Annotated in this window: 17 protein-coding genes; 1 reads left to right on the forward strand and 16 read right to left on the reverse strand. The window is 53.8% G+C overall.

Translation table 11 applies throughout. The features are described from left to right. Positions 1-37 precede the first annotated feature (37 nt). The 14 genes from glmU to asnC form a co-directional block, all read right to left on the reverse strand. Positions 38-1,408, reverse strand: coding sequence for a bifunctional UDP-N-acetylglucosamine diphosphorylase/glucosamine-1-phosphate N-acetyltransferase GlmU (gene glmU, locus IMQ56_RS01165; RefSeq protein WP_045349583.1), 1,371 nt, complete (start codon positions 1,406-1,408; stop codon positions 38-40). A 138-nt stretch (positions 1,409-1,546) separates the two neighbouring features. Continuing rightward, positions 1,547-1,966, reverse strand: a complete 420-nt coding sequence (locus IMQ56_RS01170) for a F0F1 ATP synthase subunit epsilon (RefSeq protein ID WP_003862360.1) — start codon at positions 1,964-1,966, stop codon at positions 1,547-1,549. A 20-nt stretch (positions 1,967-1,986) separates the two neighbouring features. Then, entirely contained in the window at positions 1,987-3,369 is a 1,383-nt protein-coding gene (gene atpD / locus IMQ56_RS01175) for a F0F1 ATP synthase subunit beta (RefSeq protein ID WP_015570150.1), read from the reverse strand. Positions 3,370-3,400: 31 nt separating this feature from the next. Beyond that, on the reverse strand, positions 3,401-4,264 hold the full coding sequence (gene atpG / locus IMQ56_RS01180; protein ID WP_003862364.1) for a F0F1 ATP synthase subunit gamma: 864 nt from the start codon (positions 4,262-4,264) through the stop codon (positions 3,401-3,403). A gap of 51 nt (positions 4,265-4,315) precedes the next feature. Further along, positions 4,316-5,857 (reverse strand): F0F1 ATP synthase subunit alpha, encoded by a 1,542-nt coding sequence (atpA, locus tag IMQ56_RS01185; RefSeq protein ID WP_003862367.1) that lies wholly within the window; start codon positions 5,855-5,857, stop codon positions 4,316-4,318. A gap of 12 nt (positions 5,858-5,869) precedes the next feature. Further along, the gene (atpH, locus tag IMQ56_RS01190; RefSeq protein WP_015570151.1) at positions 5,870-6,403 is read right to left on the reverse strand and encodes a F0F1 ATP synthase subunit delta; all 534 of its coding nucleotides are present in this window, start codon (positions 6,401-6,403) and stop codon (positions 5,870-5,872) included. A gap of 14 nt (positions 6,404-6,417) precedes the next feature. Further along, complete coding sequence (atpF, locus tag IMQ56_RS01195) at positions 6,418-6,888, reverse strand: F0F1 ATP synthase subunit B (RefSeq protein ID WP_003862370.1); 471 nt, start codon at positions 6,886-6,888, stop codon at positions 6,418-6,420. Between the two features lie 48 nt (positions 6,889-6,936). Then, the gene (atpE, locus tag IMQ56_RS01200; RefSeq protein WP_000429386.1) at positions 6,937-7,176 is read right to left on the reverse strand and encodes a F0F1 ATP synthase subunit C; all 240 of its coding nucleotides are present in this window, start codon (positions 7,174-7,176) and stop codon (positions 6,937-6,939) included. A gap of 49 nt (positions 7,177-7,225) precedes the next feature. Beyond that, entirely contained in the window at positions 7,226-8,041 is an 816-nt protein-coding gene (gene atpB, locus IMQ56_RS01205; RefSeq protein WP_003862373.1) for a F0F1 ATP synthase subunit A, read from the reverse strand. Between the two features lie 8 nt (positions 8,042-8,049). Beyond that, positions 8,050-8,430, reverse strand: a complete 381-nt coding sequence (gene atpI, locus IMQ56_RS01210) for a F0F1 ATP synthase subunit I (protein WP_003862375.1) — start codon at positions 8,428-8,430, stop codon at positions 8,050-8,052. 615 nt (positions 8,431-9,045) lie between these two features. After that, positions 9,046-9,669 carry a 16S rRNA (guanine(527)-N(7))-methyltransferase RsmG gene (gene rsmG / locus IMQ56_RS01215; protein WP_017694037.1) on the reverse strand — a complete coding sequence of 208 codons (624 nt, stop codon included), beginning with the start codon at positions 9,667-9,669 and terminating at the stop codon, positions 9,046-9,048. 107 nt (positions 9,670-9,776) lie between these two features. Next, the gene (gene mnmG / locus IMQ56_RS01220) at positions 9,777-11,666 is read right to left on the reverse strand and encodes a tRNA uridine-5-carboxymethylaminomethyl(34) synthesis enzyme MnmG (protein WP_017383709.1); all 1,890 of its coding nucleotides are present in this window, start codon (positions 11,664-11,666) and stop codon (positions 9,777-9,779) included. A 374-nt stretch (positions 11,667-12,040) separates the two neighbouring features. Further along, positions 12,041-12,490 carry an FMN-binding protein MioC gene (gene mioC / locus IMQ56_RS01225; protein ID WP_003862381.1) on the reverse strand — a complete coding sequence of 150 codons (450 nt, stop codon included), beginning with the start codon at positions 12,488-12,490 and terminating at the stop codon, positions 12,041-12,043. A 90-nt stretch (positions 12,491-12,580) separates the two neighbouring features. After that, positions 12,581-13,039 (reverse strand): transcriptional regulator AsnC, encoded by a 459-nt coding sequence (asnC, locus tag IMQ56_RS01230; RefSeq protein ID WP_003862383.1) that lies wholly within the window; start codon positions 13,037-13,039, stop codon positions 12,581-12,583. Between the two features lie 151 nt (positions 13,040-13,190). On the opposite strand from asnC, the gene asnA reads away from it, so the two are divergent. Continuing rightward, complete coding sequence (gene asnA, locus IMQ56_RS01235; protein ID WP_196063562.1) at positions 13,191-14,183, forward strand: aspartate--ammonia ligase; 993 nt, start codon at positions 13,191-13,193, stop codon at positions 14,181-14,183. Here asnA and viaA read toward each other — a convergent pair whose 3' ends face one another. Continuing rightward, positions 14,184-15,635 (reverse strand): ATPase RavA stimulator ViaA, encoded by a 1,452-nt coding sequence (gene viaA, locus IMQ56_RS01240; RefSeq protein ID WP_015570153.1) that lies wholly within the window; start codon positions 15,633-15,635, stop codon positions 14,184-14,186. Beyond that, a complete protein-coding gene (gene ravA / locus IMQ56_RS01245) occupies positions 15,629-17,125 on the reverse strand; it encodes an ATPase RavA (protein ID WP_032646645.1) in 1,497 nt (498 codons plus the stop codon). Before ravA ends, viaA begins: the two co-directional genes overlap by 7 nt. Positions 17,126-17,285: the final 160 nt, after the last annotated feature.

The following is a 17,285-nucleotide window of genomic DNA, read 5'->3' on the forward strand; positions in this document are numbered from 1 at the left end:
CGTAGGGCGGGTTAGCATAGCGCCACCCGCCTTGTTGTTACTTCTTCTTCACCGGGCGTTTCCAGCCCTGCTTGCTGACCTGCGGCACACGGCTTAACACCAGCTCGTTCTCGGCCACATCGCGCGTAACGGTTGTCCCGGCGGCAATGGTCACGCCTTTGCCCACGGTGACGGGCGCCACCAGCTGGGTATCGGAGCCTACAAACACATCATCACCGATGATGGTTTTAAACTTATTGGCACCGTCATAGTTACAGGTGATGGTTCCAGCACCGATGTTTACGTTGTCGCCAATTTCCGCATCGCCCAGATAGGTCAGATGACCGGCTTTCGAGCCCTTACCCAGACGCGCTTTTTTCATTTCCACAAAGTTACCTACGTGAGCGCCTTCCAGCAGCTCAGCGCCCGGGCGCAGACGCGCAAACGGGCCGATGGTACATGCCGCCTCAAGATGGGCATCTTCCACCACGCTGTACGGGCTGATTTCGCAGTCGTCACCGATCACGCTGTTTTTAATCACGCAGCCAGTGCCGATTTTGACGCGGTTGCCCAACGTGACGTTACCTTCCAGGATAACGTTAGTATCTATTTCAACGTCGCGCCCGTGGGTCAGCGTGCCACGCAGATCGAAACGCGCCGGATCGCGCAGCATAACGCCCGCGAGCAACAGCTTTTCTGCCTGCTCGGACTGGTAAATACGCTCCAGGCGAGAAAGCTGGAGACGGTTGTTTACCCCGTCCGTTTCGCTGATGCGAGCCGGGTGAACGGCGGCAATCTCACGCCCTTCCTGGTACGCCATCGCAATGATGTCGGTGATGTAGTATTCACCCTGCGCGTTGTTATTGTTGAGTCTGGACAGCCAGCGCTTCATATCCGCACCGTTCGCAATCAGGATGCCGGTGTTGATCTCCTGAATCTGGCGCTGTTCGTCAGTGGCATCTTTATGCTCAACAATCCCGGTTACCTTGCCGTTTTCACGCGTAATGCGGCCATAGCCGGTTGGATCGTCCAGCACGACGGTCAACAAACCGATGCCGCCCTGCGGTTTGGCTTCACGCAGGCGAGTGAGGGTTTCAACGGAGATCAGCGGGACGTCGCCGTAGAGCATCAGGATATCTTCATCATCAGCGAAGAAGGGTGCAGCCTGCTGCATCGCATGGCCTGTACCCAACTGTTCTGCCTGTAGCACCCAGTTGAGATTGTCATCACGCAGCGTTTTTTTCAGCAGGTCGCCGCCATGTCCATAAACCAGATGCACCTGGCTGGCGCCTAATTCATTCGCTGCATCAATAACATGCTGAACCATTGGCTTTCCTGCCAGCGTGTGGAGCACCTTAGGCAGATCGGAATACATGCGGGTACCTTTGCCTGCGGCAAGGATCACCACGCTCATCGCACTGTTTAACATACGCATCCTGACGGTAGTTTGTGTGAGAAGTAAAAACGTTTGATGCTTAAAATTCTACATCTTTTTCATCATGAATTAAGGCCGAAAAAAAAAGCCAGTCTGGGATCCAGACTGGCTTTTGTGCTTTTCAAGCCGGTGTTACATCGCTTTTTTGGTCAACTCGATAACGCGCAGTTTCGCGATCGCTTTGGCCAGCTCCGCAGACGCCTGAGCGTAATCCACGTCACCATGAGAGCTGTTAATGTGCTCTTCAGCCTTACGCTTCGATTCCAGGGCTCGCGCTTCGTCGAGATCCTGGCCACGAATAGCGGTATCGGCCAGAACGGTCACACTGCCTGGCTGCACTTCAAGAATGCCGCCGGACAGATAGATAAACTCTTCATGACCGAACTGTTTAACGATGCGGATCATACCAGGCTTAATGGCGGTGAGCAGCGGTGCGTGACCCGGGAAAATACCCAGTTCACCTTCACTACCCGTTACCTGGATTTTCTCGACCAGACCAGAGAACATTTGTTGCTCTGCGCTGACGACGTCCAGGTGGTAAGTCATTGCCATATCACCCTCCGATTAAGGCGTTAAAGTTTTTTGGCTTTTTCCACGGCTTCTTCGATGGAACCAACCATGTAGAACGCCTGCTCTGGCAGGTGATCGTATTCGCCTTCCATGATGCCTTTAAAGCCACGGATGGTGTCTTTCAGGGAAACGTATTTACCAGGTGCACCGGTGAATACTTCCGCAACGAAGAACGGCTGGGACAGGAAGCGCTGGATCTTACGCGCACGTGCTACCACCAGTTTGTCTTCTTCAGACAGTTCATCCATACCCAGGATGGCGATGATGTCTTTCAGTTCCTGATAACGTTGCAGCAGGGACTGTACGCCACGCGCGGTGTCGTAGTGCTCCTGGCCAACAACCAGTGGATCCAGCTGACGGCTGGTGGAGTCCAGCGGGTCAACGGCCGGGTAGATACCCAGAGACGCGATCTGACGGCTCAGTACCACGGTTGCATCTAAGTGAGCAAAGGTGGTGGCTGGGGATGGGTCAGTCAAGTCATCCGCAGGTACGTATACCGCCTGAACGGAGGTGATAGAACCGGTTTTGGTAGAGGTGATACGTTCCTGAAGAACACCCATCTCTTCCGCAAGCGTAGGCTGATAACCTACCGCTGAAGGCATACGACCCAGCAGTGCAGATACTTCAGTACCGGCCAGGGTGTAACGGTAGATGTTATCAACGAACAGCAGAACGTCACGACCTTCGTCACGGAACTTCTCAGCCATGGTCAGGCCGGTCAGCGCAACGCGCAGACGGTTTCCTGGTGGCTCGTTCATCTGGCCGTAAACCAGGGATACTTTATCCAGAACGTTGGAGTCGGTCATTTCGTGGTAGAAGTCGTTACCCTCACGAGTACGTTCACCCACGCCCGCAAACACGGAGTAACCGGAGTGCTCGATCGCGATGTTACGGATCAGCTCCATCATGTTTACGGTTTTACCTACACCCGCACCACCGAACAGACCGACTTTACCGCCCTTCGCGAACGGACACATCAGGTCGATAACTTTGATGCCGGTTTCCAGCAGTTCCTGAGAGCTGGACAGCTCTTCGTAGGAAGGTGCCGCGCGGTGGATAGCCCAACGCTCTTCTTCACCGATGTCGCCTTTCATGTCGATTGGCTGACCCAATACGTTCATGATACGACCCAGTGTTGCTTTACCTACCGGGACTTCGATCGGGTGCTCAAGGTCTTTTACTTCCAGACCACGACGCAGACCGTCGGAAGAACCCATGGCGATGGTACGCACGATACCGCCGCCGAGCTGCTGCTGAACTTCCAGCACCAGGCTCTCGTTACCATTCTGTACCTCAAGCGCGTCGTACACGCGTGGTACGGCGTCCTGAGGGAACTCGACGTCCACCACGGCGCCGATTACCTGGACAATCTTTCCAGTAGCCATCTTGAATCCTCTACGTAATTCGTAAACCTGGTTAAACCGCGGCGGCCCCCGAGACGATCTCGGTGAGTTCCTGAGTAATGCTGGCCTGACGAGCTTTGTTGTAAACCAACTGCAGCTCTTTAATCAGGCTGCCGCCATTATCGGTCGCGGCTTTCATCGCCACCATTCGTGCGGCCTGCTCGCTGGCCAGGTTTTCTACAACGCCCTGATAAACCTGAGATTCAACGTAACGACGCAGCAGGGTATCCAGCAGCGGTTTCGGATCGGGTTCATACAGGTAATCCCAGGCTTTCTGTTTCAGCTCGTCATCTTCTGATGCCGGTAACGGCAGCATCTGAGTGAGCGTAGGCACCTGAGACATGGTGTTAATAAATTTGTTGCTGACAACGTACAGTCTGTCCAGACGGCCTTCATCGTAGGCCTGCAACATCACTTTAACCGGGCCGATCAGTTCGGACAGGGACGGGTTATCACCCATACCGGTCACCTGAGCGACAATGTTGCCGCCAACGGAGTTAAAGAAAGAGACGCCTTTAGAGCCAATCAGTGCCAGATCGCACTGAACGCCTTTATCGGACCAGCCTTTCATATCCGCCAGCAGTTTTTTGAACAGGTTAATGTTCAAGCCGCCACACAGACCACGGTCAGTCGACACCACCAAGTAGCCCACGCGCTTAACGTCGCGTTCTTCCAGGTAAGGGTGCTTATATTCCAGATTACCGTTCGCAAGGTGACCAATCACTTTGCGCATGGTCTCTGCATAAGGACGGCTGGCCGCCATGCGATCCTGCGATTTACGCATTTTGGAAGCGGCGACCATCTCCATCGCTTTAGTGATCTTTTGCGTGTTCTGGACGCTTGCGATCTTACTACGTATCTCTTTTGCGCCGGCCATGAGCTTCTCCTCAATGCCAGACGGCTTGTCCTGAGACAAGCCGCCGGACGATTACCAGGATTGGGTTGCTTTGAAGGAATCGAGGATAGCTTTCAGCTTGCCTTCGATTTCGTCGTTATAGCCACCGGTCTGGTTGATCTCTTGCATCAGCGGAGCGTGATCACGGTCGACGTAAGCCAGCAGAGCGGCTTCGAAGCTACCGATTTTCGCCAGTTCCACATCTTCGAGGTAACCGCGTTCAGCCGCGAACAGTACCAGGCCCTGCTGAGCAACAGACATTGGCGCGTACTGTTTCTGCTTCAGCAGCTCGGTCACTTTCTGACCGTGGCTCAGCTGTTTACGGGTTGCTTCGTCCAGATCGGATGCGAACTGAGAGAACGCAGCCAGTTCACGATACTGTGCCAGCGCGGTACGGATACCACCGGACAGTTTCTTGATGATCTTGGTCTGAGCAGCACCACCCACACGGGATACGGAGATACCCGGGTTAACCGCCGGACGAATACCGGAGTTAAACAGGTTGGTTTCCAGGAAGATCTGACCATCGGTAATGGAGATTACGTTGGTCGGAACGAACGCAGAAACGTCACCCGCCTGGGTTTCAATGATCGGCAGAGCGGTCAGAGAACCTGTTTTACCCTTCACTTCACCTTTGGTGAAGTTCTCGACGTATTCCGCGTTAACGCGGGAAGCACGCTCCAGCAGACGAGAGTGGAGGTAGAATACGTCGCCCGGGAATGCTTCACGTCCTGGTGGACGACGGAGCAGCAGGGAAACCTGACGATAAGCAACGGCCTGTTTAGACAGGTCATCGTATACGATCAGCGCATCTTCACCGCGGTCACGGAAGTATTCGCCCATTGCGCAACCGGCGTATGGCGCCAGGTATTGCAGTGCAGCAGATTCAGACGCGGTTGCTACCACAACGATGGTGTTAGACAGTGCGCCGTGCTCTTCCAGTTTACGAACCACGTTGGAAATGGTGGACGCTTTCTGGCCGATAGCCACGTACACACATTTGATGCCGGAATCACGCTGGTTGATGATGGCGTCGATTGCCATCGCGGTTTTACCGGTCTGACGGTCACCGATGATCAGTTCACGCTGACCACGACCGATTGGGATCATGGCGTCAACGGACTTATAACCCGTCTGCACTGGCTGATCAACGGACTGACGGTCGATAACGCCTGGTGCGATAACTTCGATTGGGGAGAAGCCATCGTGCTCAACCGGACCTTTACCGTCGATTGGCGCACCCAGGGTGTTAACAACGCGCCCCAGCAGGCCACGGCCAACCGGTACTTCCAGAATACGGCCAGTACACTTAACCTTCATGCCTTCGGCAAGGTCAGCGTATGGACCCATCACAACGGCACCTACGGAGTCGCGCTCCAGGTTCAGTGCGATAGCGTAACGGTTACCCGGCAGGGAAATCATCTCACCCTGCATACAATCGGCCAGGCCGTGGATGCGGATAACACCGTCACTTACAGAAACAATAGTACCTTCGTTGTGAGCTTCACTCACAACATTGAACTGAGCAATGCGCTGCTTGATCAGTTCGCTGATTTCGGTGGAATTCAGTTGCATGCTCCAGTCCCCTTAAGACTGCAAGACGTCTGCAAGGCGCTCAAGACGGCCGCGTACGCTGCCATCAATGACCATATCACCCGAGCGGATGATTACGCCTGCCATTACAGACTTATCGATTTTGCAATTCAGCTTAACTTTGCGTGACAGACGTTTTTCCATCGCGGCGGTGATTTTCGCAAGCTGTTCGTTACTCAGTTCAGTCGCAGAAGTTACTTCAACTTCAGCGGTAGCTTCACTAAGGGCACGTAAGTGCTCAAACTGCTCGAGAACATCCGGGAGCACACGGAGACGACCATTTTCCGCCATCACCTTAATCAGGTTCTGGCCGTTGGCATCCAGTTGCTCTCCGCACACGGCGATAAACGACGCGGCGAGAGTTTCAGGCGCTAACGCACCAGAAAGCAACTCGGCCATTTGTTCGTTTTTCGTCACCTCAGCGGCAAACGCCAGCATATTCTGCCAGCGATCGACATTTTGGTGTTCGACAGCAAAGTCAAAAGCTGCTTTGGCGTAGGGGCGAGCTACCGTAACAAATTCAGACATCAGCCCCTCCCTCCTTACAGTTCAGCGACAAGTTTGTCCACGATGTCGCTGTTAGCAGCTTCATCCACGGAACGTTCGATGATCTTCTCGGCGCCAGCAACAGCCAGAATCGCAACCTGCTTACGCAGTTCTTCACGAGCACGTTTACGCTCAGCTTCAATTTCAGCCTGAGCCTGTGTCACGATCTTAGTACGTTCCTGTTCTGCTTCAGCTTTGGCTTCGTCCAGGATCTGAGAACGGCGTTTGTTAGCCTGTTCAATGATTACCTGAGCTTCAGCTTTCGCTTTTTTCAGCTGGTCTGTCGCGTTGGCCTGTGCAAGGTCCAAATCTTTCTTAGCGCGTTCTGCGGAAGCCAGACCGTCAGCAATTTCTTTCTGACGTTTTTCAATGGCAGCCATTAAAGGCGGCCATACATACTTCATGCAGAACCAGACAAAGAGAATAAACGCGATGGCCTGGCCGAGGATTGTTGCGTTCATGTTCACAGCACAATACCTCTTAAATTTCTGTGGCTTGGGGTTTTAAAACAACTACTACGCGACAGCAAACATCACGTACAGACCCAGACCTACAGCGATCATTGGGATTGCATCCACCAGACCCATAACGATAAAGAACTGAGTACGCAGCAGAGGAATCAGATCAGGTTGACGCGCTGCGCCTTCCAGGAATTTGCCCCCGAGGATGCCGATACCGATCGCAGCACCGATAGCCGCCAGACCCATCATCACAGCGGCAGCCATGTACAGCAGATCCATATTCAGGTTTTCCATGACAGTCTCCAGTTTGTTTCAATTAAAACGTAGTAGTGTTGGTAAAAAATCAGTGCTCTTCAGACGCCATCGACAGATAGACGATCGTCAGAACCATGAAGATAAAGGCTTGCAGCGTAATGATCAGGATGTGGAAAATGGCCCATGGCACATTCAGAATCCACTGTGACCACCACGGCAGAAGACCCGCGATCAGAATGAAAATCAGCTCACCCGCATACATGTTGCCGAACAGTCGCAGACCCAGTGAAACAGGTTTGGACAGCAGGCTAACGCCTTCCAGGATCAGGTTGACCGGAATAAACGCCCAGTGGTTGAACGGCTGCAAGGTAAGCTCTTTCACAAAGCCGCTTACGCCTTTCATTTTGATGCTGTAGAACAGAATGAGGATAAATACGCCCAGCGCCATCGACAGGGTGATGTTCACGTCGGCAGACGGAACCACGCGCAGTGCAGGCAGGCCGAGTACGTGCTCACCGATCCAAGGTAAGAAATCGATAGGCAGGAGGTCCATCAGGTTCATCAGGAAGACCCAAACGAACACGGTCAGGGCCAGCGGAGCAATCAGTTTGCTCTTACCATGGTACATGTCTTTCACGCTGCCATGGACGAAGCCGATGATCATCTCGATGAACGTCTGGAATTTCCCTGGAACACCGCTGGTCGCCTTTTTAGCAACGCTGCGGAACATGGCCAGGAACAGAAGACCCAAAACCACCGAGAAGAACATGGAGTCGATGTTGATCGTCCAGAAGGTGGCCGGGGGGTTATGTGGATCCACCAGCGAGAATGTACGCAGGTCCAGCTGAAGGTTATTCAGATGGTGACCTATGTAATCCTGCGGCGTCATATTTTCTGAAGCCATGATGCCTTTTACCCTTTGTTATTGATTACAGCTGGAGCCAGAACTTGTACCACCAGCACCAAAACCCACGTTGCTATCAGCGGCATGAATACCACTTTCAAAACCGCCAGCGCCATCACCAGTAGAGCAAAGGTCAGCAACACCTTACACACTTCGCCGAGAGCGAAGGACCAGGCCACGCGGCCTTTGGCGGGTGTATGCGCCTGATGACGCCAGGCAAAAATCATAAACAACACGTTTGGCAGAACCACCGCCAAACCTCCGCACGCGGCGGAGATGCCCCAGAAGGGGTCTTTGAGGCTAAACAGCAGTCCACTTGCTATCACAGCCAGAAACTGAATGAACAGAAGCTTACGAGCAACGTTTCTACTCAAGAGCGACACAGACATCACGTTTTTACTCCTGCTCCCTTCGAGGTATGCCGCGTGTCGTATAAAACGTCCTTTAAGGCTCAGAGTCAAGCATCAAAAAGCGGTCAAATTATACGGTGCGTACCCGTGATTTCAAACATTAAGTAGCGAAAAGGTGAATAAATGTTTAAATATTTTTCCCCAGTCCTATTTTTCAACTTTTGACCTAAGTGCCGACCTTCAGGCAAAACTGCAAACAGCGCGGAAACGTTGGTGATAAAGCGTGCACGAGATCACAAAATACACATTTGCGATAAAGTGGTATTTATCAAAGACGTAAAACGATTTATTTCATCTGTATGAAATTAAAGCAAAAAAATCGCAACTATTTTTAAAACAGAGCCGTATACAACAAAAACCTTTTATTGACATTCTTAATAAATATTTAACATTCCATTCTTGTTGCCTTTACCCACTTTTAGCAGGCTGATATTTTCATGGTTGATTATCCTCAGAGTGAACAACTCACTTCAGGTTAACCATAAGAAAACCCATGGTAACAACAAGGTTAAATTAACAACGGCCAAAACAGACGGGATGTGCTGCTTTTTAACACGATCAGAACAGCACAAATTCCACATTTTTTATTAATTTTTAAAAAGTGTTTGGCTTAATTATCACCAGATGACGCTCACCTTCGAGCTGAGGGATCTGAAGTTTCTCAATGGATTCGACAGCAAAACCGTCCGGAAGCTGCTCGATTTCGTCCCCCGGAAGTTGCCCTTTCAGCGCATAAAAACGCCCCTTCTCCGCCGGCAGGTGTTTGCACCAGCTCACCATGTCATTGAGTGACGCAAATGCGCGGCTGATAACGCCGTCAAACGGTGGCTCAGCCGGGAACTCCTCTACCCTGCTCTGCACGGGCGTGATGTTTTCCAGCTTCAGCTCATGCTGGACCTGGCGTAAAAAGCGTACGCGCTTACCCAGGCTGTCCAGCAGCGTGAATTGACTCTCCGGTCGAACAATAGACAACGGAACGCCCGGCAAGCCCGGGCCGGTGCCCACGTCGATAAAACGTTCCCCGTTCAGATATGGCGCCACGACGATGCTATCGAGAATATGACGAATCAGCATCTCGTTGGGATCGCGTACGGAGGTGAGGTTGTACGCTTTATTCCATTTGTTCAGCATATCGACATAGGCCACCAGCTGATTTTTCTGGTGATCGGTGAGCGAAATACCTGCCTGTTCCAGCAGACGAGAGAGTTTATTGAGCACGGTGGATACCTGTTGAGAAACTTAAGTGGCGGGTGGCGCTTCGCTAACCCGCCCTACGGGTTCAGTAGGCCCGGTAAGCGCAGCGCCACCGGGCAATTTTCAGAGCATTACGCGCTGCGGCGCAGCATACCCTGCTTTTTCAGCCACACCAGCAGAATCGAAATCGCGGCAGGTGTGACGCCGGAGATACGTGAGGCCTGGCCAATCGACACAGGTTTGTGATCGTTCAGCTTAGCGATCACTTCGTTGGAAAGGCCCGTCACCTGACGATAGTCCAGCATTTCCGGCAGCAGCGTGTTTTCGTTGCGCTGCTGTTTTTCGATCTCATCCTGCTGACGCGCGATGTAGCCTTCGTATTTCACCTGGATTTCGACCTGCTCGGCCGCTTCCGCGTCTTCAAGGCCCGGCGCGAACGCGGTCAGTTTGACCAGATTCTCGTAGGTGACTTCAGGACGGCGCAGCAGATCTTCCCCGCTGGCTTCGCGCGACAGCGGTGCTGTTAAGTGAGCGTTTACTTCGGCAGCGGTTTCCGCCTGCGGATTCACCCAGGTGGTTTTCAGGCGCTGACGTTCCTGTTCGATACGCTCCAGCTTCTCGTTGAAGCGCGCCCAGCGTTCGTCATCCACCAGACCCAATTCACGGCCCACCTCAGTCAGACGCAGATCGGCATTGTCTTCGCGCAGCATCAGGCGATATTCCGCACGAGAAGTAAACATGCGGTACGGTTCTTTGGTCCCCAGCGTGCAGAGATCGTCGACCAGAACGCCCAGGTAAGCCTGAGAACGCGCCGGTGCCCAGCCCTCTTTCTCGGCAGAGAAGCGAGCGGCGTTCAGACCGGCCAGCAGACCTTGCGCTGCGGCTTCTTCGTAGCCGGTAGTACCGTTAATCTGGCCCGCGAAGAACAGACCCTGGATGAATTTGCTTTCCAGGGTTGGCTTCAGGTCACGCGGATCGAAGAAATCGTACTCAATAGCGTAGCCAGGACGAACGATCTTCGCGTTTTCCATGCCCTGCATTGAACGCACAATCTGCATCTGCACGTCGAACGGCAGGCTGGTGGAGATGCCGTTCGGGTAAATTTCATTTGAGGTCAGCCCTTCAGGTTCGAGGAAGATCTGGTGCTGGTTACGATCGGCAAAGCGCATCACCTTGTCTTCGATCGACGGGCAGTAGCGCGGGCCGATCCCTTCGATCACGCCAGCATACATTGGGCTGCGATCGAGGTTATTGCGGATCACGTCATGGGTTTTCTCGTTGGTATGCGTGATGTAGCACGGTACCTGCTGCGGATGCTGAGCCGCATTGCCCATGAACGAGAACACCGGCATCGGATTATCACCGTGCTGTTGCGCCAGCACGCTGAAATCAATGGTGCGCGCGTCAATACGCGGCGGTGTACCGGTTTTCAGGCGGCTGACGCGCAGCGGCAGTTCACGCAGACGACGAGATAACGGAATCGACGGCGGATCGCCAGCACGGCCACCGCTGTAGTTGTCCAGACCAATATGGATTTTACCGTCCAGGAATGTCCCGACGGTCAGCACCACCGCTTTTGCGCGGAACTTGAGCCCCATCTGGGTTACGGCACCCACGACGCGATCGTTCTCGACGATAAGATCTTCAACTGCCTGCTGGAAGATCATCAGGTTCGGCTGGTTCTCCAGCGCGGTGCGCACAGCCTGACGGTAAAGCACGCGGTCTGCCTGTGCGCGGGTCGCACGAACAGCAGGCCCTTTACTCGCGTTTAGTATCCTAAACTGGATGCCTGCACGATCGATCGCTTTCGCCATCAGGCCGCCAAGTGCATCCACTTCTTTTACCAGGTGTCCTTTCCCAATGCCGCCAATCGCCGGATTACAGGACATTTGTCCCAGCGTGTCGATATTGTGTGTCAAAAGCAGGGTCTGCTGACCCATTCGCGCTGCGGCCATTGCGGCCTCAGTGCCTGCGTGACCCCCGCCAATGATGATGACGTCAAAAGGATCCTGATAAAACATGGTGGTCTGCCTCGCGTAAAGCGGTATGAAAATGGATTGAAGCCCGGGCCGTGGATTCTACTCAACTTTAGTCTTTCGAGAAAGCATTGGGATCCTGGGCTATTAAAAAGAAGATCTTTTTATTTAGAGATCTGTTCTATTGTGATCTCTTATTAGGATCGCAGACCTTTGTGGATAAGTCCGATCCCATAAATAAGATCATGCAGTTAGGAAGGATCGTTTGCTGTGAATGATCGGTGATCCTGGACCGTATAAGCTGGGATCAGATCGCCACTTTATACACAGGTCAAAAACTAAACCAACGTTGTTCTTTGGATAACTACGGCTTAATACGAGCTTTTAACCAGAGTTATCCACATCTGATCGCACGATCTTTAATCGTTTTTGAGTAAATTTTTCCATTCCGCGAGCCAGATCTCGGCTGGATCTTCGGGAATGTCATGATCGAGGATGTTGATCTTCAGCGTTTCACCCAGCTGTTTTGCTCCGCAGGCGGTCACCGCAGCTTCTACTTTCTCTATGGCGCCACAGAAAGTGTCATATTCACGGCTGCCGATCCCCACAGCGCCAAACCGGACGTTTGACAGATCGGGCTGTTGTTCCAGCAGTTCGTCATATAAAGGTTGCAGGTTATCCGGCAGATCGCCCGCGCCGTGCGTGGAGGTGATCAGCAGCCAGACCCCGTCAGTCGGGAGATCTTCCAGCAGCGGTCCGTGCAGCGTTTGTGTAGAAAAGCCCGCATCTTCCAGCTTCTCAGCCAGATGTTCCGCTACATATTCCGCACCGCCCAGGGTGCTGCCGCTGATAAGAGTAATGTCCGCCATTGATCGCTCGCTCAGATAAAGAGGCGGCCATTGTACGCTGTGAACGAGCTGGGATCTACCTGTGGAAAATGTGGGAATGAAATTGCCCGATCACGGGCGGATAGTACGCATGATCGGGTTTTGCAGGGAGATCAGGGTTTCAGTGGACTGAATTTCATCGATTGTTTGGATCTTGTTGATAAGTACCTGCTGGAGGGCGTCAATGGATCGGCACATCACCTTTATAAAGATGCTGTAGTGCCCGGTGGTGTAGTACGCCTCGGTGACTTCATCCAGCGCGTTCAGTTTCTCCAGCGCGGAGGGGTAATCTTTGGCGCTTTTCAGAATAATGCCAATGAAGCAGCAGACGTCGTAGCCAAGTTGCTTCGGGCTGACATCAATGCGTGCGCCGGTGATGATCCCGGCCTGCTTCATTTTCTCGACGCGAACGTGAATGGTCCCCGGGCTGACGCCAAATTGTTTCGCCAGTTCGGCATACGCGGTGCGTGCGTTGGCCATTAGCGCTTCCAGAATGCCGCGGTCCAGATTGTCGATCTGATAATTTTCCATAGGTTTTTCTTATGAAGATTAATGATTCCCTCTATTCTAGCGTCTTATTTTAACGAATCAAAAGTGAAGGCGGCTTTTTGTTGATGGGTTATTGAATTAAGCGCCTGTTCTGTTGCTTAATCAGTATCAACAGGACGCAGGAGTATAAATAATGAAAACCGCTTACATCGCAAAACAACGCCAGATCAGTTTCGTAAAATCCCATTTTTCCCGCCAGCTGGAAGAGAAGCTTGGCCTTATTGAAGTTCAGGCGCCGATTCTGAGCCGCGTGGGTGACGGGACGCAGGATAACTTGTCTGGTTGCGAAAAAGCGGTACAGGTAAAAGTGAAAACACTGCCAGACGCCCAGTTCGAAGTGGTTCATTCCCTGGCGAAGTGGAAGCGTCAAACCCTGGGACAACACGACTTCAGCGCGGGCGAAGGGCTTTACACGCACATGAGAGCCCTTCGCCCCGATGAAGACCGCCTTTCCCCGATTCACTCTGTCTACGTTGACCAGTGGGACTGGGAGCGCGTAATGGGAGATGGCGAGCGTCACGTCGGTACGCTGAAATCCACCGTTGAGGCGATCTACGCCGGGATCAAAGCAACCGAAGCGGCCGTGAGCAAAGAGTTTGGTCTGGCACCGTTCCTGCCGGAAACGATCCACTTTGTTCACAGTCAGGAATTGCTGAGCCGTTTCCCGGATCTGGATGCCAAAGGCCGTGAACGCGCGATCGCCAAAGAGCTGGGCGCGGTATTCCTTATCGGCATTGGCGGGAAATTGTCTGATGGTAAACGTCACGACGTCCGTGCGCCGGATTACGATGACTGGAGCACCGTGGGCGAAAGCGAATATGCCGGTCTGAACGGCGATATTCTGGTCTGGAACCCGGTTCTGGAAGATGCGTTTGAACTCTCTTCGATGGGGATCCGCGTGGATGCTGAAGCACTGAAGCGTCAGCTGGCCGTGACCGGTGATGAAGATCGTCTGCAACTGGAGTGGCACCAGGCACTGCTGCGCGGTGAAATGCCGCAGACCATCGGCGGTGGGATTGGCCAGTCTCGTCTGACCATGCTGCTGCTGCAACTCTCTCACATTGGTCAGGTACAGTGTGGGGTCTGGCCGCAGCAGGTACGTGAGAGCGTCGGTTCTCTTCTTTAATTAACGTCGCCAGCGTCTGAGCAGGCGGCTACGCAACCCGGTATCAAAGCGCCAGATGTGATCGAAGATGCGCATGATGCCGGGTTTTCCATGTGCAGACATCGCCACGGCATGGAAACGGTGCTGGTGCACGCGCTGCATCTCCTTCACTTTATTCACGACGTCGTCCGGCAGCCGCTGGGCGATAAAATCGGAAATCACCACCGCATCCGCGTCGTACCAGTCTCCGCCCTGCATGCGCTCAATGATGCTGCGAAAACAGCTGGCCAGATCGGTGCCGCCGCGAAAGCGCTGGCTTAAAAAGCGGATCGCCTGCTCCAGCCCCTGTGGGCTGGTCAGTTCATACCCAACAACTTCGCTGGAAAAGAGCATGATGTAGCAGCGACGACGATCGGCAAGCGCCACGCGCATCAGAGCCAGGCAGAACGCTTTTGCACACTGTTCATTAAAGCCCCCCATCGATCCAGACGTATCGACGCAAACAATGAATGGGCCGCGCGGTTGCTCATCAAAATCCTGGTGTACCACCGGACGCTGGCTGATCTTCTCGCGCCAGGCTTCGCCATGCAGTCGATAGGTAATGAGCTGTTTTTCCACCAGCCGACGATAAAACTCATACTCCAGTTCGGTCATGCCCAGCGTGCTGAGTTCCGTAGGCAGCAGGCGCAGGATGTCATCGCTTTGCTGTAGCCCGTCCACCTGCTCCGGTACGGTGGAGGGTTCACGTACCAGCGTACGGAAGGTTTCCATCGGCGCATCTTTCTTTGGGACCGACCGGGCCTCCCGGGAACGGCCGAGCTGTTCTGCGAGCTTCATCAGCTCCGGCTGTTGTGCCAGAAAGTCGCCGTACTTCACGATCAGCTGATAATCGCCCCGTTTTAACTGGCCGGCACTCATATCCCAGAGTCGACCGGCGGCGTTTTCATTCTCCACCAGCACCTGTTCTAACTGGCCGCTCAGGGTCATTCGCTCCTGGACTTCACTGAGCAACTGTTCGCGCTCTTCGTCCAGCAACTGCTGATTAAGGGCCGTGGCCTGGACCACAAGGCTCAGACGCCAGCGCTGTAAAAACAGCGTATGCAGGGCGGGAGTAAAGCTGGGGTTGTCCGTGACCAGCGCTCTGGCCTGGCTGGCAAACGGGGAGTGAACGTTATCAAGCAGCGTCAGGGTTTGCTGTAGCTGGGCAATAAACTGCGGCGTTGAAAGCCGCTGGCACTGCTGGTAACCAGCCACTTCCTCTGTCAGTTCCGGCGGGACTTCCGTCTCCTTAAACCGCTGGCGCAGGTTATCGCGCCAGCGGGGCAGATCGTCCGTCATTGCCTTTCGGAGCTTCGGGAATTTTTCAAAGAAGGCCGCCAGCTGCGGTGAAGCGAGCAGGGTAATGACGACCTCTTCGATCAACCCTTCCTCGCTAACCGCCAGCATGACGTTAAGCGTGTCCAGCGTTAGCATTGACGCGCCTGTTTGATCTGCGCGCTGACATCCTGCAAGCTGGCTTCAATGCGACCTAACCAGTCGCTATGGATAAAGAGGCATTTCTGCTGCTCGCTGAAGCGCGTGTGCTGCTGATGCCATTCGTTATCCAGCGCGTCGAGCTGTTGTTTGATCTCCTCCGGAACAGTATCGGAGGCCGTGCCCGGCAGCGCCAGGCGCGATCCCTGAAGGCTGACGTCGCGGATCACAAGGTGCTGGCTGCTGTCGACTTCCATTGACAGCGGCTGTGCAAAGCCGATACCGTTGAGTTTACCGCGGATCTCACCGCCTTTATCCAGCCACTGAGCCAGCGCAACGCGTTCGATCGTCACGTGCACAACCTGCATATCATGCAGCTTCAGCGGTTGCTGAAGAAGAAGCGTGAGCGAGGCGTCAGTCAGCCCGGCGGGCAGTTCGTAGTGCGGTTTACGGGCAAACATCCCGCCAAGACGGTTCACCTTCAGCGCGGTTTTGTCACTTTGCTGCTGCTGGAGCTGAAGGCGACGTTGGGCAATCGCGCCCAGCTGATTGAGCATCGACTGCTGACCCCACGCGTGTCCGGTCATCAAAACGTCCAACTGCTGTTGCATCAGGTTCATCCCTTCTGCGTCATGCCACAGGCAGTCTTTCAGCAGGATCAGATCGATTGGGGCGACAGCATCGCGGCCGCTAAACAGCGCGCTTGCCTGGAGCAGGCGAATGGCTTTTTTCCAGCGACGATCGGAGACGTACGGCGCGGAAGGCAGCAAATCAAGCTGCTGGCGCAGCATGAAGATCAGCTCAAAAACGGGATCGGGCAGTTTTATCTTGCCGATCTCCTCCTGCCACTGGTGGTATTCCTCGTCCGTGACCTGCAATGACGCTGCCACCGGGTTTTCGTTTTCATCCTGCTGGCTTACCAGCATAGAACGGAAGTTTGATTTATCCTGGACTTTATCCAGCCACAGGCGGATCAGCATACGGTCATACAGCGCTTCCAGGCTGCTGTCGGCTTCGGGCAATTCGTTAGACGCGGCCACCAGCAGGCGCATGGGGATCTTCTCTTCGCTGGCGCCGTTGCGGAAGCGGCGTTCGTTAATTGCCGTCAACAGGGTATTCAGTATGGCCGGGCCGGCTTTCCAGATCTCATCAAGAAAGACGATTTCCGCTTCCGGAAGATAGCCCGCCGTCAGACGTTCATAGCGTCCCTCATCTTTTAACGCCTGAATGGAGAGTGGGCCGAAAACTTCTTCCGGCGTGGAGAAGCGCGTCATCAAATACTCGAATGCGCGCGCGTTCTGGAAAGCGAATTTGAGGCGGCGTGCGATCAGACTTTTGGCAATGCCCGGCGGGCCCAGCAGAAACACGCTTTCCCCGCTCAGCGCCGCCAGTAAACAGAGGCGAATGGCGTGGCTACGCTCGTAAAGGCCTTTCTCCAGCGCACTGCTGAGGCGGGAAATTCTTTCTGCTAATAAATGTGAGTGAGCCATAATAGTTTTGCATCCTTTCGCCGTCGTGGCGGCTAATTGAAGCGAGTATAGACGTTTCGGTCTGGCCTGGTAATAGGCTGAAGTGCGGCGCTATTTTCTTTGCGCTACATTAATGCGGCTGCATTTAGGGGTACGATTTTGCATTGAATCGTGCATACTG

It is taken from the genome of Enterobacter sp. Res13-Sevr-PEC09-46 (assembly GCF_015672585.1).
Lineage (GTDB): Bacteria > Pseudomonadota > Gammaproteobacteria > Enterobacterales > Enterobacteriaceae > Enterobacter > Enterobacter hormaechei_C.